Here is a 24,460-nt window from a genome sequence, read left to right on the forward strand (position 1 = left end):
GTGTTTATTGTATAAACAATTAAGGCTTTTGCTTTTTTTGTTTAAAGCATACACAAGGAGAGAGTATGGATGGCGGTATTGCGTTACTAGTATTACTAGCACTAGTTGTTGTCGGTGGCTCCATTGCGGGTATTTTTGCCTTTTTTCAACTCTCCAGTTTAAAGCGAGAAGTAGCTGCTCTTCGAGTAAAGCTTAACGCGACATATAGTCATAATCCACAAGCAAATACTGCAAACCAGTTTGATAATTCAAACGCCGAACTGACTGACACAGCAAAATTTGAACCAGAGCCGAAAGCCGTTATTGAGCCGATTGAGGCTATCCCTAAAAAGCCAGAGCAAACAAAATCCAAGCCTGCGACTTTAAATCAGCTAGTAAGCCAACTCGTTACACAAATCAAAGCCAATTGGTTAACTTGGGTAGGAGCGGTTGCACTTGCCTTTGGCGGTATCTTTTTAGCCCGCTATTCACTGGAGGCAGGCTTATTATCTGAAACCATGCGACTCACGCTTGGCGCTATTTTTGGTTTGAGCTTAATTGTTGCGGCGGAGGTTTTACATCGCAAAGGTATTATCTTTGATGGGTTTAGCAACTATATTCCCGCGGCGCTGGCAAGTGGCGGCTTTATTAGTTGTTTTGCATTGACCTTGCTGGCCTACAGCCATTATGGCTTACTGCAAGCTTTACCTGCATTTAGCATTTTAACCTTAGTTTCTGTAGCAGCAAGCTGGATGGCTCTGCGTTTTGGTCCAGTGCTTGCGGTCATTGGTATTATTGGCGCCTACAGTGTCCCGGTTTGGGTCAATACCGGGAGCAATGACTTTATAGCGCTGCTAACCTATGTTGCTTTTGTTAGTGTTTCTGCTTCGCTAGTCGCGCATTACGTAAAACGGCATTGGCTGTGGTATCTGTTATGGGCAGGTCATTTAGGCTGGTATTACTTAGTTGCGATGAGTGCAGCTAAAAACCTGCATTGGTTTATTAATCTTTATGCTCTATTTAGCATCGTATTGTTAATTGCGATTCCGCGCCTAGGGCTGAGTATTAAACAAATAGAATACCGTCCACATCGCTTTAAAACACTACTTAAGCAACTGCCCGACAACCCTCTGTTGATAGCTGTTGTCGTGCCACTTTACCTTTTACTCATCAGTCATAATGATCTGCTTACTTGGCAGCTTAGTATGTTGTCGTTAGTGGCTTTACTGCTTCTTTTGGTATTAAAAAACAGTGCATGGGATCACTGGCTGATACTAGCTGTGGTGAGTGTAATGTGTTTGCTAACAGGGCAATACAATTCTGTTGATTACTCTGAGCAGCTTTTTGTATTTCGGCAAAATTACGGAGCAGGGCTGTTTTTTATTGCTTTGTTTGCGGGTTATGGGTTTTTGTTTGGTCGTAAATACCCTAAACGCTTAGGTTTTGCTTTACTTGCTTCACTTTCAAGTTTTGTGATTATTAGTTGCTTATATGTCATCACTCCCGAACATGCCTTGATGACGGCGTATCCGGTTTGGTGCTTTGTATTACTGGCACTGTCTGCTTGGTTATTTAAGTTATCAATTAATAGCACAAATCCAATGCGGGTATTTAGTTACTGGCTTGGCGGTAATGCCAATATTAGCTTAGCGTTAACCATGCTCCTTGAAGGCAACAGCTTGACCTTAGCGCTTGCTGCGCAAGTGTTGTTGATCAGTTTTTATGTCAATAAACAGTCACTCAGCATACCTACTTGGCCGCTTAAGAGCTTAGTTGGCGCTTTACTAGTTAGGTTAAGCTTTGCACCTTGGTCAGCTGATTACAGTGGTGCGTTGCTGCTCGGTGTGCACTGGAGTTTGGTTGTATACCCAGTTTGCGCTTGCTTATTTTACTTTGCAGCGAGGCACTGGCAGCAGCAATCTGTTCGGGTGTGGCTAGAAGGTGCAACGCTTCATTGTATTGCTTTATTTCTTACCACAGAGACGAGCTATCAGTTGGTGGGGCACTACCCAGACTTTGAGAACTTGTCTGTGTATGAGCATATTTTATTAACCTGTAACTGGGGTATATTAGGTTGTATTTATTTACTGCGTTCACGCTTTACTGCGCAATTGGCAAAACTCTATCAAGTAGCAGGTTTTGCGTTATTAACACTGAGTGGCTTACTAATACTGAAAAGCTTTACTGCTGTAAATCCGTTTTTTGAGCCGATAAATATAGGCAGTTGGCCGATTATTAACTGGTTACTATTACTTTGGTTAGTCCCCGCCTGTATTGCAATTTGGGCAAGCCAACTGACTAAATCTCAGCACTATTTACAAAAGCTGTTTACAGCACTTGCAGGTGTGATGAGTGTTTTATATATCAATGCGGAAATTCGCCATAACTGGCAAGGCGAGTTTATAAATATTGCTTTGCCAACCTCAGATGCCGAGCTTTACAGTTATTCTTTAGTTTGGCTTGTTATCGGTGCCTTGGTGGTTGTGGTGGGGCAGTTAAGAACCATTACGGTATTACAAAAGCTCGGCATTGGCTTATTGGCGCTGGTGGTGTTAAAAGTGTTCTTGATTGATATGGCAAACTTAACCGGGTTGCTGCGAGCTATTTCGTTTATCGGCTTAGGCTTGTCGTTAGTTGGGCTTAGTTGGTTGTTCCAAAAATTTAAGGCAAAGCCTACTGCTTTGCCTTAAATCGATGTTGTTAAAAACGTTGGTTAAGTACTGTGGTTAAGCAGTGCTTTAAGTTTTGCGGGCTTAACAGGTTTACTAAGGTAATGAATTTGCTCTTCTTTGGTTTGCTGTTTTAGGGCTTCATCACGCACCGCTGTGATTAAAATGGCAGGCACTGGGCTTTGCCAAATTTCTCTTAGGGTTTTAATAAGCGTGATGCCATCGCAATCATGACCCAACTGGTAATCCATTAAGATCACATCGGGCGCTCGGTGCTCTTTGGCATAGGCCATCACGGTTTCAACTTGATCAAAGAGCTGATAATTTGCCTGCCACTTTTGCAATAGGCTTGCCATGGCATTAAGGTTTTCAGGGTCATCATCCACAGCAATAATGTTCATTGCACTGCGGTTCTCAACCCCTTTTTTAGGCGTATCTTTTTGTTGAATAAATTGGCTTTCACCATAAGGTACTTCAATACTAAAGCGGCTACCTTTGCCAGGTGTTGAACTTACATCTAAACGTAAAGAAAGTAAGTCGGCCATTCGTTTTACAACTCCTAAGCCAAGGCCAACCCCTTTGTTATCACCGGCTTCAATACGATAAAAGTCATTGAAGATTTTCGCTTGCTCTACTTCTGTAATGCCGGGGCCTGTGTCCCATACTTCAATCCGTAAATGATGTTTGCGTTTGCGACAAGCAATTAAAACTCTGCCACTATCGGTGTATTTAACCGCATTTGACACCAAGTTTTGAATAATTCGGCGTAAGTAAGTGATATCACTATGAACGATAATTCCCTTTGAACGCACTGTCAGTTTTAAGCCTTTTTCGCTCGACATAATGGCGTATTCATTTTTCAGTGGGGCAAGTATGTCATCAATACTAAAGTGACGCGGAGTAGGGGTCATTGCTCCTTGCTCGAGCTTGGCAATTTCTAACAGCGCCGACATCAAATGCACCGTTGAATCTAAGCTTGCACCCAGCTTTTCAAAGTTATTTAAGTTGTTGCTCGAAAGGGTTTTATCATCAATAGCTGCAAGATATAGGCGCGCCGCATTCAGCGGTTGTAAAATATCGTGGCTAGCCAAGGCTAAAAATCGCGTTTTACTGTCATTAGCTTGCTCAGCTTCTTTTTTGGCTAAAGTAAGTGCTTGCTCAGTTTGTACTCGGCTATCGATTTGTGCTTGTAAATCTTTATTGATAGTACGGATTTCTTGAGTACGCGCTTCAATGCGGTTTTCAAGATCCATGTTTACTTCTTCAAGCGCATTTTGCGTTTCGATATGCGTGGTAATATCAGAGAAACTTGTTACAAAGCCGCCATCAGGCAGTGGGTTACCAATCATTTCGAACACTTGGCCATTACGGCGGTGACGAATAAAGTGATGGGGCGTGCCGTTTTTAAGATGCTGCACGCGCTTTTCTACATGGCGTTCAACTTCACCGGGGCCACATTCACCGCGCTCGGCATTGTATCTAAGCACATCTTCAATTGGTTGGCCTACTTCGAGAAAGTCATCTGGGTAGGCAAACATCTCTGCGTAGCGCTTATTCCACGCCACTAAATTAAGTTCTTTATCAACAACCGAAATACCATGGCTGAGGTTTTCGAGAGAGGTAAATAATAAGTTTTGATTAAATTGCAGGGCTTGTGTGGTTTCATCAAAAAAGTTAACCACTTCTTCAAAGGCCATACGTTTACCAGAAGCAACCGTGTGGATCAGCGCTTGTGCTGAAGAGGCGCCAAGTACACCGGTTAAGGCGCGCTCACAATAAGCAATAAACTCAGGTTCTGGGTGCGCGTTGTTGTCGTCTAAGTTATGCGACAACGCAAAGTGAGCCAGCACTTGCTGCGAGCGCTGCACACCTAAGAAGGTCTGTAGCAGTACTTTAAAGTCGTAAACAGTGGCTTTTACGTTTTTATTTAAACGTCTTGCGAATACCGCTTGCTCTTTTGGATTAACAAAAGCAGCTGCTTGAATTTTATCAATTAAACGCTCATCTGCACCGAGCGAAAAACTTATGTAACAGCCAATATTGGCAAATAAGGCGATTAGGGTGCCACGAGTAATAAGTGTTTGTTGCAGCTCTGCGTTTAAGGTATTGCCTGCATCTAAAATAGGCAGCATTAAGAACAAAACCCAGCAAATAAAGCCTGCTAATAACCCAGCATAAACACCATAAGCATGGCCTTTTCGCCAGTATAAGCCGCCAACAATAGCTGGGAGTAATTGCGATACCAAAGAAAAGGCCACTAAACCCATACTAGCCAGCGCTTTACCATGGCCAAACCATTGCTGGTAGAAATACGACAAAATCAAAATGCCAGCAATTGTGAAGCGTCTCACTAACAGGATTTGCGACTTATAGCTGCTAGTAATGAGGTTACGTTTAAACTTACGACGCAGCATTAACGGCAGCACTACATCGTTTGAAATCATGGTACTGAGCGTGAGTGTGGCTACAACAATCATCGCTGTAGCCGCTGATAGACCTCCGATAAATACAAAGGTCGTTAAAAAGGCGTTTTCGTGCATCAGCGGTAGGGCCAATACAAAGCTATCTGGTGAGAAGCCACTGCCAATGCCTGGGTGAATAGCTGCCGTTGCAATAGGGAATATCATTGCAGCAGTCAGTAATAAATACAGGGGGAATGCCCAGCGGGCTGTATAAAGGTGGCGTTTATCTTGGTTATCGACCACAGTTACGTGGAATTGCCTTGGTAAACAAATAATCGCCGCTGCTGCCATTAATGACTGGCCGATAAAGTTAAAGCTAAAAAAGTCGAAGTTCTGCCAGTGCTGCCAAATTGAGCCCGTTAGCTGCTCTGTTTGCACCGTAGTTAAATTAAATAATGTGTATAAAGCAAGCCCAGCAACGGCCACCAAAGCTAATAACTTAATCATAGATTCAAAGGCGACAGCGAGCATTAGCCCTGAGCGATATTCGGTTACATCGACTTTACGAGTACCAAAGAATATCGCAAACATCGCCATAATGAGTGTTGCCGAAAGGGCCAGCACAGAGCCAGAAATACGATCGTCGTTTTGCAGTAGTAAGAAGCTGCTACTCAGTGCTTTTAATTGCAGTGCGATATACGGAATCGTCGCCAATAAAGCGATAATGGTTACCATAATGGCGGTGGTTTGCCGTTTACCATAGCGAGCTGAAATAAAGTCGGCGATGGTCGTAATATTTTGTTTTTTACTGACCAGTACTAATTTGCGTAAAAACCCTTGGCCAAAGAAAAAAAGCAACGCAGGGCCGATTAAAATAGGTAAGTAATTCCAACTGCTGGTGGCTGCTGTACCAACTGAACCGTAGTAGGTCCAAGACGTACAGTAAATCCCTAATGAAAAAGAATAAACAAATGGGTGGTGACTAATTCTTTTAGCAAGAGGAGTGGTTTTGTCTCCCCAATTTGCCAACCAAAACAACACGCCAATATAGGCGAGTGCAACAAATAAAAGCGCAGCTGTCATGTTTAAATTCAGTAATTATTGTAATAACACTACCTTACCAGAATTATGCGCGATTTCGATGGCAAGATTTTTTGCAGTAATAATTAATGAAATGTAAGTTGTTGAAAATTAATGAATAGTACTGTTTTATGTATCTTTATTAGACTAATGTCGCAGATCATTCGTTTTTACTATTTTCGCTATTTCGCAAATTTATCTTTATAGGTTAAGTTGTTGTTAATTATTATTTTTTACCGTTTGTTAACAAATAGTGTTTTACAGTTTACGTAAACGTAAACTGGCTGTTACGACTATGGTCTCAATTCCATAAATCAGAACCCTTGCTAACTTAGTTAATGACAACTAATACCACTCATTACTTTCTTGTAATGCATAAGGGGATAAAAAATGGCTTTTAAAGATGAAGAACAAGCAAAAGCTTATTGGGCGGAAAACCTCGCACTGCTATTTAAATTATTAGCAATTTGGTTTGTCGTGTCATTTGGCTTCGGCATTTTACTGGTAGACGTACTTAACGAGATACGTTTCTTTGGGTTTAAACTCGGCTTCTGGTTCTCCCAGCAAGGCGCTATTTACACCTTTGTTGCTTTGATTTTTGTTTACGTTTTCAAAATGAATACGTTAGATAAAAAATACGGCGTAGACGAATAGGAGCTAAGCAATGGATGTTCAAACACTCACGTTTATTATCGTCGGTTTAAGCTTTGCGCTTTATATCGGCATCGCAATCTGGGCTCGTGCTGGGTCTACAAATGAATTCTATGTTGCAGGTGGTGGTGTTCCGCCGCTAGCAAATGGTATGGCAACCGCTGCTGACTGGATGAGTGCGGCATCGTTTATCTCAATGGCGGGTATTATCTCGTTTGCGGGTTATGACGGTGGTGTATATCTAATGGGTTGGACAGGTGGTTATGTATTACTTGCACTTTGTTTAGCACCTTACCTACGTAAGTTTGGTAAGTTCACGGTGCCAGATTTCATCGGTGACCGTTATTACTCACAAGCTGCACGAGTTGTTGCAATTTTATGCGCCATCTTTATCTGTTTCACATACATCGCAGGTCAAATGCGTGGTGTAGGTGTGGTTTTCTCTCGCTTCTTAGAAGTAGATATTGAGACCGGTGTTTACATTGGTATGGTGATTGTATTCTTCTACGCTGTATTAGGCGGTATGAAGGGGATTACATATACGCAAGTAGCTCAGTACTGTGTACTGGTATTTGCTTACCTTGTTCCAGCAATCTTCATTTCAATGATGATGACAGGTCACTTCTTCCCACAAACAGGTTTTGGTGCAACGCTTAGCGATGGCTCAGGACAGTTTGTACTCGATAAATTAGATGGGCTCAGTACCGAGCTTGGCTTTGCGCAGTACACCGAAGGCTCAAAGAGCATGATTGATGTATTCGCAATCACAGGCGCACTAATGGTTGGTACTGCAGGTTTACCTCACGTAATCGTTCGTTTCTTCACTGTTCCTCGTGTTAAAGACACGCGTATCTCAGCTGCATGGACACTTGTTTTCATTGCAATTGTTTATACAACAGCACCAGCTGTAGCGTCATTCGCTCGTGTAAACATGATTGATACAATTAACGGTAAAGACGGTAGCGGTACAGAGTACGCTGAAGCACCAGCTTGGGTTAAAAACTGGGAAAGAACAGGCCTAATCACCTTTAATGATAAAAATGGTGACGGCAAAATGTTCTACTCAGCAGGTAAGATTGATGATCCAAACAGTGCAAACGAAGTTAAAGTTGACCGCGACATCATGGTACTTGCAAACCCTGAGATTGCAGACTTACCAGCATGGGTGATTGCATTAGTAGCAGCAGGTGGTATCGCAGCAGCGCTATCAACAACAGCTGGCTTACTATTGGTGATCTCGACCTCGGTATCGCATGACTTATTAAAACGTACCTTAAAACCAGATATAAGTGACAAACAAGAGCTACTAGCAGCGCGCCTAGCTGCGATGATAGCGATTGTAATTTCAGCTTACTTTGGTATTAACCCGCCAGGATTCGTGGCCTCGGTTGTTGCCTTTGCCTTCGGCTTAGCAGCGGCGAGCTTCTTCCCAGCCATCATTATGGGTATCTTCTCTAAGAAGATGAATAAAGAAGGTGCGATTGCGGGTATGGTGACAGGTATTACATTCACAGCGGCTTATATTATCTACTTCAAGTTCGTAAGCCCTGAATTGAATGCACCTGCAAACTGGTTATTTGGTATTTCACCTGAGGGTATCGGTCTTGTTGGTATGATTGTTAACTTTGTAGTTGCAGCTATCGTACTTAAACTAACGGCTGAAACACCAGTTGAAATCCAAGAAATGGTTGAAGGTATCCGTAACCCTAAAGGTTCGAGCGCAGCACACGCGCACTAATAAAACCATTTTATAAGAACACACTCTTGAAGTTCAAAAGCCCGACTTAAGTCGGGCTTTTTATTTATTTCAAACAGGGGTAGTGTAGATATTGTCTCTATTTTATAGCGAGAATGACCATGAATACCGAGCAACAGGAAGTCGCCCAATTTGTGATGCAGCAAACGCCATTTAATCAGCTTGATGGTGCTGCCAGTGAGTATTTTGTAAACCATCTCGATATTATTTATCTGACCCGCGAAAATCAAAATCAGTGGTTAAGTTCAGATAATCTCAGATTATTTTTAATTCGCTCTGGCGATTATGATTTAGTCGACCCAAAAGGCGATGTGATTACTAAGTTATCGAGTGGCGATTACTTTGGTTTTCCTTCACTGTTAACTGGCGAAGCGATTCAAAATAGCATTTCAGTGCAAAAGGAAGGCATTGTTTACATGCTAAACCAAGCGGCATTTGATTACTTACGCCGTGAGTATAAAGTGTTTGAGCAATACTTTGTTCGCGCCCACAAAAACCGTTTATTGTCGTCTCATTATAAAAGTCAAAACGACAGTTGGTCGGAGAAGAAAATTTGCGAATTGATGAATCGCAAAGCCGTTACCTTGGCTCCTGATGCAAGTATTCGTCAAACCGCTAAAAAAATGAAACAACAGGGTGTTTCGTCGATTATGCTAACTGAACATGATCGCCTCGTTGGGGTTGTCACCGACCGAGATTTACGCAACCGCGTATTGGCCGATGAGGTTGACCCTCAAGAGTCAGTAAGTAGCATCATGACGTGTAAACCCAAGTTTATTTTTGAAAATAACCGCGTGTTTTCGGCGCTGCACTTAATGCTTAAGCATAATATTCACCATTTACCAGTGCTTGATGAACATCATAAACCGCTTGGTATGCTCACCAGTACTGATTTACTGCGTCAGCAAAAAAGCGACCCAGTACAATTAATTGGGCGAATTTACAAAGCGCACAGCGTGGTTGACTTAAAGCGTTATTCGCAAGAGATACCCGGTTTATTAAAAGGTTTTTCAAACAATATTGATGATATCTCCTTGATTGGTAAATTATTAAGTGGCTTAACCGATGCACTGACTTCGCGTTTGATCCGTTTGTTCCAAGAAGATAATGGCGCGGCACCAACCAGCTTTAGTTTTATTTGTTTTGGTTCACAAGCGCGAGAAGAACAAACACTGCATTCTGACCAAGATAATGGCCTGTTGTTACCTGATGATTTAACAGAAGAACAACACGATTACTTTAAGCGCATGGGCGAGTATGTCTGTGAGCACTTAATTGAGTGCGGTATAAAACGTTGCCCTGGCAATATTATGGCGAGCAATGCACAGTGCCGTATGGGCATTAATGCTTGGACAGAAAAGTTTCATAAGTGGATCACCTCACCCACACCAGAGGCGATGCTCAATTGTAAGATATTTTTTGATCTACGTTTTATTGAAGGCTCAACCACCTTATATGCGCGCTTTTGTGAGCAGCTAAAACGCATTTCTAAAAACGACTTATTCTATGCAGCTATGGCCAGCGACATTAAAAATACGCCAGTGCCTATTGGTTTGTTTAATCAATTTAAATTAGAAACTGACGAAAAGCAGCATAAGTACCTCGACTTAAAAAAACGCGGTGTGGTGATCATCAACGACATAGTACGTTTATATTCGCTTAAAGCGGGTATTCAGCGTGCTAATACGCAAGAGCGTATTGATGCGTTAATGAAATTTTCGCTACTCAATAAAGATGACTTATATAACCTAAAAGACTGTTGGCGCTTTTTAACCCAGCTGCGTTTAGGTACGCAAATTAACGAAGAGGGATTGCCTAGCAACTGTATTAACCCAAATGCGTTGAATTCATTAGAGCGACATCAATTAAAAGAAGCATTTTATTTGGTTAAACAGGCACAGCAAGCGGCCGCATTTAAATTTGCTCGCGGTAGTTTATAGGAGGCGTTATGGTTAAACGCTGGTTAAGTCGGTATTTAGCACGTAAGCAACTCTTGGCAGCCGATGCCTATAAAGAGCGCTACGTAGTGATAGACATGGAATTAACGGGCCTTGACCCTCGCCAGCACGAAATTGTCTCAGTGGCGTGGGTAATGATAGAAGATCAGTGCATTAAGCTCAGCGGTGCGCAGCATTTAATAAATAAAGACGTGCAAAGCTTAGAACAAAGCCCGATTTATCACGGTATTGCAAAACAAGACATAGATACTGGTGAAAGCCTCGAAATCATTCTTGGCAAGCTGCATCAGCATTTTGGTGAGTGCATTTTAGTGTTTCATAATGCGGCACTTGATTGGGGGTTTTTAAAACAGGCCTGCAGAACGCTTGGCTTAGATGCAAAAGCGCGTTTAATTCTTGATACCTTTGTTATTGAAAAAAAACGCCTGCACCAGCAAGGCCACGAAATTGGCCACGATGATTTAACACTTAGCGAATGCCGTAAACGCTACAACTTACCGCATTACAGCTCGCACCATGCCCTTACTGATGCCATGGCAACGGCCGAGTTATTCTTAGCCCAGTGTCATCAAATTAGTCGTGGTAAGGCATTGAAAGTAGGGGAGCTTGTGTGAATCAGTTAGAATTAAAAATTCCTCCAGTCGCGCTGCTGCTGATCATTGCATTGATGATGTGGGGCACAGCTGAGTTGTTTACGAGTTTTAGCTTCTCGTTTTTTGTATCACCTTTTGTAGCACTACTCATAGCATTTTCAGGTGTGATGTTTGCTTTATTAGGGGTTTATCAATTTCGCAAGCAAGGCACGACCGTTGACCCTCGAATTCCAGAAAAGTCGGCGAGTCTTGTTACAAGTGGTGTTTATCAATTTAGCCGTAACCCAATGTATGTAGGTATGTTATTAATGTTAGTTGGTTGGGGAATTTATCTTGGTAATATTGCGAGTTTTATAATGCTGCCGGTATTTATTCTCTATATGAATCGATTTCAAATTATGCCAGAAGAAACGTTTATGGCAGAGAAGTTTGGGTCAGCATACCAGCAATACAAAAAATCTGTTCGTCGCTGGCTATAAAGGAAAAAAGTAAGATTGAGGTTGCTAACGCAGTTTTATTTACCTTGCCCTCTTATAAAAATGTGTAAGGTCGATTAGCAAAACTGCGCCATCTAAAACATACTAAGCAATTTTTATTTTGGCTGACCTCTTATAAAAACTCTTCAGGTCGATTACCAAAATTGAGCCATCTAGGGTTGTTAAAGTAGTTTTATTTACCTTGCCCTCTTATAAAAATGTGTAAGGTCGATTACCAAAACTGCGCCATCTAAAACATGCTAAGCAATTTTTATTTTGGCTGACCTCTTATAAAAACTCTTCAGGTCGATTCCCAAAATTGAGCCATCTAGGGTTGTTAAAGTAGTTTTATTTACCTTGCCCTCTTATAAAAACTTCAAAGGTCGATTACAATACCGCCATCTAAAAGGCAGTTGCCTTTATCTGCAAGCAAATAGAGTGGATTTTCTTCTTCATGGCAATCAAACTTGCAATTAATGGTTTTGGTCGAATCGGGCGCAATATCGTCCGTGCACTGTATGAATCAGGGCTTGAAGATCAAATCAAAATTGTCGCTATTAACGAATTAGCCGACCCTAAGGGCATTGCCCATCTCCTTAAATACGATACATCTCACGGCCGCTTTTCATTCCCTGTTAATCTTGGCGAAGATACTTTAACGGTTGCTAACGACTCTATAGCCTTATTTGCAGAAGAAAACCCTGCAGAACTACCTTGGCAAACTCTTGATGTTGATGTGGTTCTTGAATGTACTGGGGTGTATCACTCTCGTGAACATGCAGAACTACACTTGGCTGCTGGTGCAAAAAAAGTATTGTTTTCACAGCCTGCAGATGCTGATGTTGATGCCACAATTGTGTATGGTATTAACGATGATGAGCTAAAAGCTGAACATACGATTGTTTCAAACGGTTCATGTACCACAAACTGTATTGTGCCAGTAATTAAAGTGCTGGATGACGCATTTTCGATTGAATCTGGGGCTATTACAACGATTCATGCCTCGATGCATGATCAGCAAGTGATTGATGCGTATCATCATGATTTACGTCGTACTCGCGCTGCAAGCCAGTCTATTATTCCGGTAGATACAAAGCTTGCTCGTGGTATTGAGCGTATTTTGCCTAAGTTTCATAGTCGCTTCGAAGCCATTGCTGTTAGGGTACCAACTATCAATGTGACGGCGATGGATTTAAGTGTAACAGTGAATACCGATGTGAATTTAGCGACTGTCAATCAGGCACTTAAGTTAGCTGCAAAAGACCGCCTTGACGGTATTTTAAGCTACACAGAAGAGCCATTGGTATCGGTAGATTTTAATCATGACCCACATTCTTGTATCATAGATGGCACTCAGACACGTGTTAGTCATAAACGACTGATAAAGTTGTTAGTGTGGTGCGATAATGAGTGGGGCTTTGCGAATCGTATGCTCGACACTGCGCGTGCGATGATGGCTGTAAGCCAATAATTTATAAATATAATATTAGTATCGTTAACTAAGGAGAAGTCCATGTCGGTCATTAAAATGGCAGATTTAGATTTAAACGGCAAACGCGTGTTAATTCGTGAAGATTTAAATGTGCCTGTAAAAGAAGGTAAAGTGACCTCTGATGCACGTATTCGTGCAGCATTACCAACTATCAAATTAGCGTTAGAAAAAGGCGCTAAAGTAATGGTGATGTCACACCTTGGCCGCCCTACGGAAGGGGAATATGATGAAGCGTTTTCGCTTGCCCCTGTGGTTAATTATTTAAATGATGCCCTTGAGCAAACAGTTCGTCTTGAAAAAGACTACCTAGAAGGCGTAGACGTTGCTGATAACGAAGTGGTTGTTTTCGAAAACGTGCGTTTTAACGCTGGCGAAAAGAAAAACGACGAAGCACTGTCTAAAAAACTAGCTGCATTATGTGATGTTTACGTAATGGACGCATTTGGTACGGCTCACCGTGCACAAGCATCGACTCACGGTGTGGGTTTATTTGCTGATGTTGCGTGTGCAGGTCCACTACTTGCGGCAGAGCTAGACGCACTAGGTAAAGCGCTTGATAACCCAGCTCGTCCTTTGGTTGCTATTGTTGGTGGCTCTAAAGTATCGACTAAGTTAACTGTACTTGATTCACTTTCGAAAGTGGTTGATCAACTTGTAACGGGTGGTGGTATCGCTAATACCTTCATCGCAGCGGCAGGTCACCCAGTAGGTAAATCTTTATTTGAAGCTGACTTAATTGATGAAGCAAACAAATTAAGTGCTGCGGCAAAAGCTAATAACGGTGAAATCCCGGTACCAACTGATGTTGTTGTAGGTAATGAGTTCTCAGAATCTGCAGTGGCGACATTAAAAGATGTGAATGAAGTAACAGACGAAGACATGATCTTCGATATTGGTCCTGATACAGCAAACCAATTAGCAAAAATCATTGCTAATGCGGGCACTGTTGTATGGAATGGTCCAGTTGGTGTATTTGAATTTGACCAATTTGGCAACGGCACACGTGCTATTGCTGATGCGATTGCTAACTCAAGTGCATTCTCGATTGCTGGTGGCGGTGATACGCTTGCAGCGATTGATAAATACGGCATTGCCGATAAAGTTTCTTACATTTCAACCGGTGGTGGTGCTTTCCTTGAATTTTTAGAAGGGAAAAAATTACCAGCAGTTGCTATGCTTGAAGAACGTGCTAAGTAATTAGTGCGTATGCCAGCGTAGTTATTAGGTAATTACGCTGGTTTAGCTGTTAATAAAATACCTCTCACCCTCGTTTTATTTACAGCTGTTACGGTAGGCGCGAGCTTTTCGTGATGCAGTGATGCATCAAAAAATAACTTATCCGTTCAAACTAGATAGTAGGAAACTACTGTCGATACAATTTGGAGAATACCAAATGGCTTTAATCAGTATGCGACAACTTCTTGATCATGCAGCTGAAAATGGTTACGGCGTACCTGCGTTTAACGTTAATAACCAAGAGCAAATGCGTGCAATTATGGAAGCGGCTGACAAAACAAACAGCCCGGTAATTGTACAAGGCTCAGCAGGCGCACGTGCCTATGCTGGTGCCCCTTTTATTCGTCATATGATTTTAGCAGCCGTTGAAGAATGGCCTCATATCCCAGTTGTAATGCACCAAGACCACGGAACTTCACCAGGTGTATGTCAGCGCTCAATCCAGTTAGGCTTTTCGTCAGTTATGATGGATGGCTCATTAATGTCTGATGGTAAAACCCCTTCAAGCTACGAATACAATGTTGATGTAACACGTCAAACAGTTGAAATGGCACATGCTTGTGGTGTGTCTGTTGAAGGCGAGTTAGGTGTTTTAGGTTCACTGGAAACAGGTGAAGCAGGTGAAGAAGACGGCGTTGGTGCTGAAGGTAAATTGTCTACTGATCAAATGCTAACAGATCCTGAAGAAGCCGCTGATTTCGTTAGTAAAACTAAGGTTGATGCACTTGCTATTGCTTGTGGTACATCACATGGTGCGTACAAGTTCACTCGTCCACCAACAGACGATATCTTAGCGATTGATCGCATTAAAGAAATCCACGCGCGTATTCCTAACACACACTTAGTAATGCATGGTTCGTCTTCTGTGCCACAAGAGTGGTTAGAAGTGATTAACCAATACGGTGGCGAAATTCCTGAAACGTATGGCGTGCCAGTAGAGCAGATCATCGAAGGTATTAAATATGGTGTTCGTAAAGTTAATATCGATACCGATCTTCGTTTAGCATCAACAGGTGCAATTCGTCGTCACTTAGCTTTAAACCCAGCTAACTTTGATCCACGTAAATACTTAGCTGAAGCAACGAAAGCAATGACAGAGATCTGTGTTGCTCGCTACGAAGCATTTGGTACGGCAGGTCAAGCTGGTAAGATCAAGCCAATCTCTTTAGATGATATGCATCTTAAATACTTATCAGGTGAACTTGATCCACAAATCAAGTGATTGATAGTAAAGTGAAAAAGCCGGCTTTATGCCGGTTTTTTATATGATTCGATCAAGGCGGATCAGCGATATACTTACTCGTGTTTTTCAGGATCACTGTTTTACTAACCTTAGCTTTCACGGATCATGATTTTACTAGTTGTATACTGATCACAGGCTTTTCTTTGCTCATCTTTTAAACGAAATGCTGAGCGCCTTAACATTAAATCAACAAGTTATCTTATTCTCTAAGTAAAAAACTGATCTGAAGTTGATCTTCTTAGTAAAAATCTGATCCTGATCTGATTAAGTTGGTAGATCAGTGATCCGTGATTTTTATGTGAAATATCTCCTCCTCGGCTTGACCAAAAGCCCTTTATGTTCGATTTTTAAGTTATTGCTTAAATTGAGGATCGCTACCATGAATAAACCTGCCATGATGTTGTCGAGCTTTGCAATGTGCATTATTTCTTTTCATAGTGCTGCCGAAGCTGTAGATGTGTATGGTCGGGCCCATTTAGGGGTTGCTAATAGCGACACTGGCGATGGCAGCGAAACTTCTATTGAGAGCTATAACTCTCGTATGGGGATCAAAGGCAGCGGTGAAATAAGCGATGGGTTAAAAGCCGTATATAAGTTTGAATTTGCAGTAAATGCGGCAGATCAAGATAGCGATGGTAAAACTGAAGAGAATATTACTGCGCGTAATCAATATGTTGGTCTACAAGGCAGTTATGGGCAGGTAGTGCTTGGTCGTCACGATACGGCGTTAAAAGTATCGCAGGGTAAAATTGATTTAATGAACGACTTTAATGGTGATGTTAAAGCCTTGTTCAATGGTGAAAATCGCCTTGGTGATGTGGTTCATTACAGTTCGCCAATTGTTGGCAATATGCAATTTGTGGTCACCTATATTGCTGAAGATAACTCCAAACAAGATGAAGAAACCGGTGTTTCTGCGGCATTTATGTATGGTGATAGTAAATTTAAAAAAGCGCCTTACTTTGTAAGTGTTGCCCACGACAGTAAAGTAGCCGGTTATGATACAACACGGTTTACGGCGCAAGGCCAATTAGGCGATTTAACCCTAGGCGGTATGTATCAACAAAGCGAAAAAGTCACAGGTTCTGACAAAGAAGATGGCTTTTTGGTGAGCGCATCTTACAAAATAGATAAATATAAGTTGCTGGCGCAATATCAAGATACTGATGGCAGCTTTGGTAAATTGAAAGATTCGGGTAGCGGTACTTCTGTTGGTGTTGAACGAAGCCTGTCAAAACAAGCACGTATGTACATGTGGTATACGCAATTTTCACTAGATAATAATGCTGATGAAGATCATCTTGCAGTCACTTTAAGGTATGACTTTTAATCCGAAATTTACTATTTAAGCGTAAAAAATGGCTATTTTTGCTTTGATTCTTTTGCGCTTTTTCAATTACTCGTTAGACTTTCATAAAAATGTCATACTTAGTCATAATAATGAAACCAGTTCGCTAACGAAAGAGATAAATTGGAATGTCACGTAAAGTACTAGTCGTCGATGACGAAGCGCCTATCAGAGAGATGCTGGTTTTTGTTTTAGAGCAAAATGGTTTTCAAGCAATTGAAGCAGAAGATTATGACTCTGCGATTGAAGCTATGGTTGAACCATACCCAGATATGGTTTTATTAGATTGGATGTTACCTGGTGGTAGCGGTATTCAAATTGCTAAGAAATTTAAGCAAAACGAATATACTCGTCAGATCCCTATCATTATGCTGACTGCTCGCGGTGAAGAAGAAGACAAAGTACGCGGCCTTGAAGTAGGTGCTGATGATTACGTAACCAAACCATTTTCTCCTAAAGAATTAATGGCGCGCATTAAAGCGGTTATTCGCCGTGTTTCACCAACCTCATTAGAAGAAGCCATTGAAGTTCATGGCTTACGCCTTGACCCAATCTCACACCGTGTAACATCAGAAGGTAGTGAATTAGATATGGGGCCTACTGAATTTAGATTACTACATTTCTTCATGACGCATCCTGAACGTGTTTACAGCCGTGAACAATTACTTGATCATGTATGGGGAACAAATGTATATGTAGAAGACCGTACTGTTGATGTACATATTCGCCGTCTACGTAAAGCGATTGCACCATTAGGGCATGACCGTTTAGTGCAAACCGTTCGCGGTGCAGGCTATCGTTTTTCAAGTAAATTATAAGTGTCATGGCAATGACCTTAACAAGCTAATTTACATACTTAAGGTAAAGTGAGTGTATGTATCGAGTAGTGAATAAACAGGCGTTAGCAAAACGCCTGTTTATGTATTTCTTACCCTTGTTATTAGTTGGCGTACTTGTAGGTGCGCCTTTTTTGCTTTTATTTTTAGGCTCTTTTGCACTTTTAATTTGGCATTATCATCAATTATATCGCCTCAGCGATTGGCTCCTTAATCAACGTAGTTTTAACCCACCCGAAGGGGAGGGAGCGTGGGAGCAAGTCTTTGAAGGGATCTATCATTTACAACACCGCAACCGTAAAAAACGCAATGAATTGGCAGACTTAATACGCCGTTTTCGTGATGGTGCCGAAGCTGTGCCTGATGCGGTTGTCGTATTACAAAAAGATCTTAGCATTATTTGGTGTAACCAATTGGCTTTAAAGGTTTTAGGTTTACAATGGCCTACCGATCATGGGCAACGCTTAGATAATCTTATTCGCGATCCTAAGTTTGCAAAGTACATGCATAAAGCTTGTTTCGATGAACCGCTCGAGCTTGATGGTGGCCACAGCTACGATCAAACCTTAGAGTTTCGTGTTATGCCCTATGCGAGTTCACAGTTGATGATGGTGGTGCGTGATGTTACTCGCTTAAAGCAACTTGAGCAGATGCGTAAAGACTTTGTGGCCAATGTTTCTCATGAGCTGAGAACACCGCTTACTGTGGTAACCGGTTACTTAGAAATGCTTGATTCAGATAGCTTACCACCTCCTGCAATGTGGCAAAAAGCGCAAACAACCATGCTTGAACAATGTAAGCGTATGGATAGCTTGGTCAATCAATTACTGTCTTTGTCGCGTATTGAAGGGGCACGTCGTCAAGATAACGATAAGCCTGTCAATGTGCCGCAGCTTCTTACCTATATTCAAACCGAAGCACAGTCATTGAACCAAGACAAAGGCCATGAGCTTATATTTAATGTTGATACGAGTTTAGACATTAAAGGGGCCGAAGACGAATTACGTAGTGCCTTTTCTAACCTTGTTTTTAATGCCATTCATTACACCAAGCCAGGTGGCAAGATTGTGGTTGATTGGCAGCTTAAAAATAACCAAGCCGCATTTAGTGTGACTGATAATGGTGATGGTATTGCCGCAGAGCATATTAACCGTTTAACCGAGCGTTTTTATCGTGTCGATAAAGCTCGTAGCCGAACGACAGGTGGGTCTGGGCTAGGTTTAGCAATTACAAAACATGTACTTACAAGGCATGACAGTCGATTAGATATCAGCAGTAAATTAGGACAGGGCTCTACCTTTGCGTTTGCATTTGGTAGCGAAAAAGTCGTACGTATTGAAGAAAAAATAGAAAAAACTGCAAAGTCATAAAAATGTCATTTAAGGGTAATCTAACTGTCATCTAGTGTCATTAGAGTAGACCGCAGTTAGGAAATGGGACGAACAAATCGGAGTAACCCCTATGAAATTCAAAAATCTCGTTGCCGCAATGGGTGTGGCTGTAACAACATTTGTATCAGCACAAGCAGCTGCAGTTGATAAAGATATGCCTGAGTACACTAAAACAAGTGGTATCTCTGGTAACTTCTCATCTGTTGGTTCTGACACTCTTGCAAACATGATGACGTTCTGGGCAGAAGAGTACAAACGCTTCTATCCAAACGTAAACATTCAAATCCAAGCAGCGGGTTCTTCAACTGCTCCTCCAGCATTAACTGAAGGTACAGCAAACTTCGGCCCAATGAGCCGTCGTATGAAGTCAAAAGAAATCGAAGCATTCGAAAAGCGTTACGGCTACAAGCCAACTGAAGTTCGCGTTGCAATCGATGCTCTAGCTGTATTCGTACACAAAGATAACCCAATCAAAGGTTTACGTATTGACCAAGTTGATGCGATTTTCTCTTCTACACGTAAATGTGGTGCAAGTGAACAAGTTAACCGTTGGAGCGAAGTAGGTCTTGAGGGTGATTGGGCTGCAAAAGATATCCAGCTTTACGGTCGTAACTCAGTATCAGGTACTTACGGTTACTTCAAGAAGAAAGCCCTTTGTAAAGGTGACTTCCGTAACAATGTAAACGAACAACCAGGTTCTGCATCTGTAGTACAGTCAATCTCTTCTTCTGTGAACGCGATTGGTTACTCAGGTATCGGTTATAAAACATCAGGTGTACGTACAGTACCACTTTCTAAGAAAGGCGATAACTTTGTTGATGCAACATTAGAAAATGTAGCAACAGGTAAATATCCACTATCTCGTTTCTTATATGTTTACGTGAACAAGCACCCTAACAAGCCGCTTTCACCAATCGATGCAGAGTTCTTAAAAATGGTTCTTTCTGTAGATGGTCAAAAAATTGTTGAGAAAGATGGTTATGTGCCACTTTCAGGCAAAATGGCAATGGCTGAACTTAAAAAGCTAGGCCTTCTGTAACAACCATACAGACATAGATGAAAAAACCGCTCATTGAGCGGTTTTTTTTCGTTTAGCTTTTGGCAAAGAGCTTGGCTTTAATACGTTGCTGAGCAATACGTACTTGCTTGCGCTTTTTGCCTGAGGGTGCCTTAAAGCTTTGAATAGGCATTACCGTTGGGTATTCATTAGGTAATGCTGGTACATTAAAGTCAGCGTGTTCATCTTTTGGCAAGCCAATTTCTTGTTGATGTACACGAAGTGCCGCTAAGGTATCATCGTTTTCAACTTCACTTGGACATAAAAATAAACCCATTTTTCGCATTTTCACACCTAAGCCGATGCTGCTTGAATAGCGTACAATTGGCGCTGCTAAAATAAGGCCTACTAAAATAGGTGATAACCACCAAAAGAAAGTCGGTGTGTAATAGTAGGCAACCGAACCCCAGATAATCGCGGTAATAGTCGAAAATAACGTATAACCAATCGCTTCTTTCCACGGCACCATTCTGCCTTCGCGAGGTTGTGCATCCCAGCTAACTTTTTTGCCTAAAAATACGCACACTACAAAGTAGCTATGAAACACCATCATTAAAGGGGCAATCACAATCGCAAAAATAGTTTCGATGAGTGAACCGGCAATTAATTTCATCGTACCGCCAAAGGCTTTATTACGATGCACTAAAGTCACAATTACGCCCATTAATTTAGGCAGTAACAACAATACAGCTGTAATAAATAACAACGAATCAATTAAATCCGTTTTAGCAATTTGCCAGGTTGGGAAAAGTTGATAAGCATGATTAAAGTACACGTCGCTATTAAGTGCACGAGTTACTGCATCTAAGGTACTTAATGCCAGCATAGATAACCAAATCAACGATGAAATATAAGCTGTGGCACCAAATAAAAAGTGCATTTTACTCATTAGCTTAAGACCTGATTTAGGCAGTAAACCTAAATGCTGGATATTACCTTGCACCCAACGTCTATCACGAATCGCGTAATCGAGAATGTTACTTGGTACTTCTTCGTAACTGCCTTCAACATCGCTAAGCAGTAACACATCCCAACCACTGCGGTGTAGCAGAGAAGCTTCTACAAAGTCATGACTTAAGATCTCACCACCAAATGGGGCATTACCTTTTAAAACAGGTAGGCCGCAGCACTTTGTGAATGCTTCAACGCGAATAATCGCATTGTGGCCCCAGTAGTTTGCTTGGTTTGTTTGCCAAAAAGCAGAACCAGTTGCCAGCATTGGGCTATATAAAATTGATGCAAACTGTAAAAAACGACCAAAAAACGTGTCTTGGCGAACTGGAATAGGGATCGTTTGGATCAAGCCTGATTTTGGATTGCTGATCATGCTAGAAGTCAGTTCAAGCATACATTGACCCGTCATAATGCTATCGGCATCAAGCACAATCATGTGATCGTACTGGCTACCCCAACGTTCACAAAAATCAGTTAAGTTACCCACTTTACGGTGTTTATTATCTTCACGGCGACGATAAAAAGTATGCTTTGCTAAATCACCTAAGCGCTCAGTAAGTGCATTCCACGCTTTAAGTTCATTACGTGCAATTTCAGGGTCTTGCGTATCACTTAGCAAGTAAAAGTCGTAATGCGGCATTTGCCCTGTTTTAGCCAGCGAGCGTAAACTTACTTCAAAACCGGCGATGACACGCTCTGTATCTTCGTTGTAGATAGGCATAACAATGGCTGTTTTAGTTTGGCTCAAGGCATGCTGATTAATCTCGATTGGCTTTTGACGTTTTAAGGTCAACGGGTCAATACGAAATAATTGCAAGATAAAGCCCATACAGCCACTACAAAAGGCTGTAACAATCCACGCGAAGGTAACTGTAAATAATGCCAGTAAAGCGTACTCAAGCGGTGTCATGCCGTTTGAATTTAAAATATCGAACATGATCCACACGCCATAGGCGGTAATGGTAAGCGCTAGGCTCGAAAAAAGCCAAGCGCGGGTCTTCTTAAATGGCATTGCTGTTGCCTTTAATGCTTTACTATTGGACGTCGTTTGGATACCAGACATAGCTCCATACCTCGCTGATTTCTTTATCACGTAGTTTTAACGATAAGCGCATATCAACAGGCTTATCTCCCTCTGGCGCCACTTTAAATGCTACGCGCCATCCTTGATTGTTTGGTAACTGCTGTACCGTTTTATCGCTTATTTGCCCAGCTGAGAGTGTAAGATCCGCCTGCATGGCAAAATTAGCAGATAGTTGATTAATCGTTTCGCCACTAAAATCAACGGTAAATTGGCGGTGGCTTTTTGGTGGTGGATTGTCTTCACCAGGTAATGCTGCACTACCAATTCGAGTTCTTAACACACTCGCTTTATCTTGAGTTGCAAGTGTGGCATTGAAAGTCGACAGCTTGTAACTAAAACTTAAGCTGTCACCAGCTTTCATTGGCTGCTCTGGCACCCAGTAGCTAACAATATTGTCGTTAGTTTCGGTATCTGTTGGGATCTCTACTAACTCAACACGCCCTTTACCCCAATTACCCACTGGCTCAATCCACATGCTCGGACGGTTGTGATAATGCGCTTCGGTATCAAGGTAGTTATTAAAATCTCGGTCTCGCTGCGCAAGGCCAAAGCCTTTAGGGTTCGCGTAGCTAAACGAAGTCACGCTCAATTTCTTCGGGTTATTCAGTGCACGCCAAATCCATTGACCTTGTTCTGATTGCATTAATAGGCCATCAGAATCATGTACTTCAGGGCGGTAATCATCAAAAAACTTAGTACTATTTTCACCGTGGTAAAACATACTTGTTAGCGGGGCTATGCCGAGCTTTTTAATGTCTTTACGGGCAAAAATTTGCATCTCGGTTTTTACTTCAGTGTTAGTAGAAGGTGTTAGTTCAAAACGATAGGCTCCCGACACTGAAGGGCTATCTAATAATGCATAAAGCACGATGGTAGTATCTTCGGGTGCAGGTTTTACTAACCAGAACTCTTTGAATACAGGAAATTCTTCGCCTGAGCTCAGTGCTGTATCAACTGCAAGACCTCGAGCTGACAGACCATATACTTGATGCGGGCCAACTAAACGAAAATACGAAGCACCTTGGAACACAGCTACTTCGTCTTTGTACTGGTTGTTGTTCAGTGGAAAATGCAAACGAAAACCTGCATGGCCAAGTTGTGTATTGGCAATAGCGGTGCTGATCTCTTGCTCTAACGGGGCAGCAGTTGCATCGTAACGATAGTAATCTGTTTTAAAAGGTAAACTTTTTACTTCGGCATTTTGCTCAAGAGTATTAATTGCAACCGGTGAGCGATATAAGAAGCCTGGGTGGAATAACTGCACTTCATACAGGCTTTGATCTTTCCAAATTGCTTGCTCAGTACGAAAACGAATTGCACGGTAGTCCTGATAACCAATGCTAGTTAATGCTTCAAGCTCTAACTCCTTAGGGGCTACATACGGCTCAGAGGCTAATTTCTTCGCACGTGCAGTGATAACTTCAAATAGCTTTTCTTCTGGAATCGTGATCATTGCAGGCTTAAGCTCAACCGCAGCACTATCCTTTACTTGCTGTTTTTCATTTTCGGTTGCTTGAACCTCAGCGGCTGTTTGTTCTGTTTCAGTTGCTTTTGGCTGATCTGGTTCTTCAACTGCGTAACTATGACCTGCGCTGATGGCTAATAATACGCCCAAGAAGGTCTTCTTTTTAATAGCGCTGAAGAGCTTAGTTCGGGTTTCTGGTTTCATTCAATTTTCCTTTAGCCGTAAATCACGTTAATTCTTTCATATCTCATAGCAATTACTGGACCCAAAATAAAAACTAACAATCTCAATGGCTTTGAGTTGGTGCAGCTAAATGCGAAGAGTAAAATTTTGAAATTAGTGCGAAACAATTACACGGTTGCAGTTGTTTATTCGTCACCAATATGGAGAAGTTTAATGAACGAAAGCTTGCCCTAATATGAATAGCTTAAAGGGTAAACAAAAATATGAACAAAATTACCAGAGGCTTAATTGTGCGAGTGAAATTGTAATCGTGAGGGGGAGTGCAGGCACCGAATAGGTTTTCAGTGCCTTAAAAAGCGAGTCGTTGTTATTTAACTTCGCCTAACTTTTCTGCATTGGCTTTACATTGGTTGTAAGCTTCAATGCACTTGTTGCTACAGACTTTATGAACTAAGCCATCAGCGGTGCTTTGTTGCTCACAGCTCGCTTCGCATTGATAGTTTTGCTGAGCACATTGCTGCATTTCTGGGTTGTCAATTTTGTTTGAGCAGGCAGACAGTAATGTCATAGCAAACAATGTTGCTGCAATTGCTGGTAATTTTTTCAT

Annotated in this window: 17 protein-coding genes; 13 read left to right on the top strand and 4 right to left on the bottom strand. The window is 41.8% G+C overall.

What is annotated here, in order from left to right:
• The first annotated feature begins 65 nt into the window (after positions 1–65).
• Entirely contained in the window at positions 66–2,669 is a 2,604-nt protein-coding gene (locus EXT43_RS05395) for a DUF2339 domain-containing protein (protein WP_130166527.1), read from the top strand.
• A 23-nt stretch (positions 2,670–2,692) separates the two neighbouring features.
• On the opposite strand, the gene EXT43_RS05400 is transcribed toward EXT43_RS05395, so the two are convergent.
• Complete coding sequence (locus tag EXT43_RS05400) at positions 2,693–6,133, bottom strand: PAS-domain containing protein (RefSeq protein ID WP_130166528.1); 3,441 nt, start codon at positions 6,131–6,133, stop codon at positions 2,693–2,695.
• Positions 6,134–6,520: 387 nt separating this feature from the next.
• Between EXT43_RS05400 and EXT43_RS05405 the strand changes: the two genes are divergently transcribed.
• From EXT43_RS05405 to EXT43_RS05460, 12 genes are all read left to right on the top strand, one after another.
• Positions 6,521–6,784: a DUF4212 domain-containing protein gene (locus tag EXT43_RS05405; protein ID WP_054551160.1), complete on the top strand. Its 264-nt coding sequence runs from the start codon at positions 6,521–6,523 to the stop codon at positions 6,782–6,784.
• Positions 6,785–6,794: 10 nt separating this feature from the next.
• A complete protein-coding gene (locus EXT43_RS05410) occupies positions 6,795–8,519 on the top strand; it encodes a sodium:solute symporter family protein (protein ID WP_062564846.1) in 1,725 nt (574 codons plus the stop codon).
• 119 nt (positions 8,520–8,638) lie between these two features.
• Positions 8,639–10,477, top strand: coding sequence for a DUF294 nucleotidyltransferase-like domain-containing protein (locus EXT43_RS05415; RefSeq protein ID WP_062565099.1), 1,839 nt, complete (start codon positions 8,639–8,641; stop codon positions 10,475–10,477).
• Positions 10,478–10,485: 8 nt separating this feature from the next.
• Positions 10,486–11,109, top strand: a complete 624-nt coding sequence (locus tag EXT43_RS05420; RefSeq protein WP_062564847.1) for a 3'-5' exonuclease — start codon at positions 10,486–10,488, stop codon at positions 11,107–11,109.
• Entirely contained in the window at positions 11,106–11,567 is a 462-nt protein-coding gene (locus tag EXT43_RS05425; protein WP_062564848.1) for an isoprenylcysteine carboxylmethyltransferase family protein, read from the top strand. The genes EXT43_RS05420 and EXT43_RS05425 overlap by 4 nt, the downstream gene beginning before the upstream one ends.
• 451 nt (positions 11,568–12,018) lie before the next feature.
• A complete protein-coding gene (gene epd / locus EXT43_RS05430) occupies positions 12,019–13,035 on the top strand; it encodes an erythrose-4-phosphate dehydrogenase (RefSeq protein WP_054551164.1) in 1,017 nt (338 codons plus the stop codon).
• Between the two features lie 42 nt (positions 13,036–13,077).
• Positions 13,078–14,253 carry a phosphoglycerate kinase gene (locus tag EXT43_RS05435; protein ID WP_054551165.1) on the top strand — a complete coding sequence of 392 codons (1,176 nt, stop codon included), beginning with the start codon at positions 13,078–13,080 and terminating at the stop codon, positions 14,251–14,253.
• Positions 14,254–14,449: 196 nt separating this feature from the next.
• Positions 14,450–15,514, top strand: coding sequence for a class II fructose-bisphosphate aldolase (gene fba / locus EXT43_RS05440; protein WP_054560883.1), 1,065 nt, complete (start codon positions 14,450–14,452; stop codon positions 15,512–15,514).
• A 400-nt stretch (positions 15,515–15,914) separates the two neighbouring features.
• A complete protein-coding gene (locus tag EXT43_RS05445) occupies positions 15,915–16,865 on the top strand; it encodes a porin (protein WP_062564849.1) in 951 nt (316 codons plus the stop codon).
• Positions 16,866–17,011: 146 nt separating this feature from the next.
• Positions 17,012–17,701: a phosphate regulon transcriptional regulator PhoB gene (gene phoB / locus EXT43_RS05450; protein WP_054551169.1), complete on the top strand. Its 690-nt coding sequence runs from the start codon at positions 17,012–17,014 to the stop codon at positions 17,699–17,701.
• Positions 17,702–17,757: 56 nt separating this feature from the next.
• On the top strand, positions 17,758–19,089 hold the full coding sequence (gene phoR / locus EXT43_RS05455) for a phosphate regulon sensor histidine kinase PhoR (RefSeq protein ID WP_062564850.1): 1,332 nt from the start codon (positions 17,758–17,760) through the stop codon (positions 19,087–19,089).
• Positions 19,090–19,180: 91 nt separating this feature from the next.
• Positions 19,181–20,149 carry a phosphate ABC transporter substrate-binding protein PstS family protein gene (locus EXT43_RS05460; protein ID WP_054560880.1) on the top strand — a complete coding sequence of 323 codons (969 nt, stop codon included), beginning with the start codon at positions 19,181–19,183 and terminating at the stop codon, positions 20,147–20,149.
• Positions 20,150–20,201: 52 nt separating this feature from the next.
• On the opposite strand, the gene mdoH is transcribed toward EXT43_RS05460, so the two are convergent.
• The 3 genes from mdoH to EXT43_RS05475 all read right to left on the bottom strand — a co-directional run bounded on the left by mdoH (position 20,202) and on the right by EXT43_RS05475 (position 24,460).
• Positions 20,202–22,184, bottom strand: a complete 1,983-nt coding sequence (gene mdoH, locus EXT43_RS05465; protein ID WP_062564852.1) for a glucans biosynthesis glucosyltransferase MdoH — start codon at positions 22,182–22,184, stop codon at positions 20,202–20,204.
• The gene (locus EXT43_RS05470) at positions 22,156–23,874 is read right to left on the bottom strand and encodes a glucan biosynthesis protein G (RefSeq protein ID WP_130166529.1); all 1,719 of its coding nucleotides are present in this window, start codon (positions 23,872–23,874) and stop codon (positions 22,156–22,158) included. The genes mdoH and EXT43_RS05470 overlap by 29 nt, the downstream gene beginning before the upstream one ends.
• A 346-nt stretch (positions 23,875–24,220) precedes the next feature.
• Complete coding sequence (locus EXT43_RS05475; protein ID WP_062564854.1) at positions 24,221–24,460, bottom strand: hypothetical protein; 240 nt, start codon at positions 24,458–24,460, stop codon at positions 24,221–24,223.

Origin of the sequence: Pseudoalteromonas sp. CO109Y (genome assembly GCF_004208935.1) — a bacterium.
Taxonomy (GTDB): Bacteria; Pseudomonadota; Gammaproteobacteria; order Enterobacterales; family Alteromonadaceae; genus Pseudoalteromonas; species Pseudoalteromonas shioyasakiensis.

Excerpts from the sequence above, each read along its gene's own strand:
- EXT43_RS05475 (WP_062564854.1), bottom strand. The coding sequence starts at position 24,460 with ATGAAAAAATTACCAGCAATTGCAGCAACATTGTTTGCTATGACATTA.
- EXT43_RS05410 (WP_062564846.1), top strand. The coding sequence starts at position 6,795 with ATGGATGTTCAAACACTCACGTTTATTATCGTCGGTTTAAGCTTTGCG.
- EXT43_RS05460 (WP_054560880.1), top strand. The coding sequence starts at position 19,181 with ATGAAATTCAAAAATCTCGTTGCCGCAATGGGTGTGGCTGTAACAACA.
- EXT43_RS05400 (WP_130166528.1), bottom strand. The coding sequence starts at position 6,133 with ATGACAGCTGCGCTTTTATTTGTTGCACTCGCCTATATTGGCGTGTTG.
- EXT43_RS05420 (WP_062564847.1), top strand. The coding sequence starts at position 10,486 with ATGGTTAAACGCTGGTTAAGTCGGTATTTAGCACGTAAGCAACTCTTG.
- fba (WP_054560883.1), top strand. The coding sequence starts at position 14,450 with ATGGCTTTAATCAGTATGCGACAACTTCTTGATCATGCAGCTGAAAAT.
- mdoH (WP_062564852.1), bottom strand. The coding sequence starts at position 22,184 with ATGTCTGGTATCCAAACGACGTCCAATAGTAAAGCATTAAAGGCAACA.
- EXT43_RS05395 (WP_130166527.1), top strand. The coding sequence starts at position 66 with ATGGATGGCGGTATTGCGTTACTAGTATTACTAGCACTAGTTGTTGTC.
- EXT43_RS05470 (WP_130166529.1), bottom strand. The coding sequence starts at position 23,874 with ATGAAACCAGAAACCCGAACTAAGCTCTTCAGCGCTATTAAAAAGAAG.
- phoR (WP_062564850.1), top strand. The coding sequence starts at position 17,758 with ATGTATCGAGTAGTGAATAAACAGGCGTTAGCAAAACGCCTGTTTATG.
- phoB (WP_054551169.1), top strand. The coding sequence starts at position 17,012 with ATGTCACGTAAAGTACTAGTCGTCGATGACGAAGCGCCTATCAGAGAG.
- EXT43_RS05405 (WP_054551160.1), top strand. The coding sequence starts at position 6,521 with ATGGCTTTTAAAGATGAAGAACAAGCAAAAGCTTATTGGGCGGAAAAC.
- epd (WP_054551164.1), top strand. The coding sequence starts at position 12,019 with ATGGCAATCAAACTTGCAATTAATGGTTTTGGTCGAATCGGGCGCAAT.
- EXT43_RS05445 (WP_062564849.1), top strand. The coding sequence starts at position 15,915 with ATGAATAAACCTGCCATGATGTTGTCGAGCTTTGCAATGTGCATTATT.
- EXT43_RS05435 (WP_054551165.1), top strand. The coding sequence starts at position 13,078 with ATGTCGGTCATTAAAATGGCAGATTTAGATTTAAACGGCAAACGCGTG.
- EXT43_RS05415 (WP_062565099.1), top strand. The coding sequence starts at position 8,639 with ATGAATACCGAGCAACAGGAAGTCGCCCAATTTGTGATGCAGCAAACG.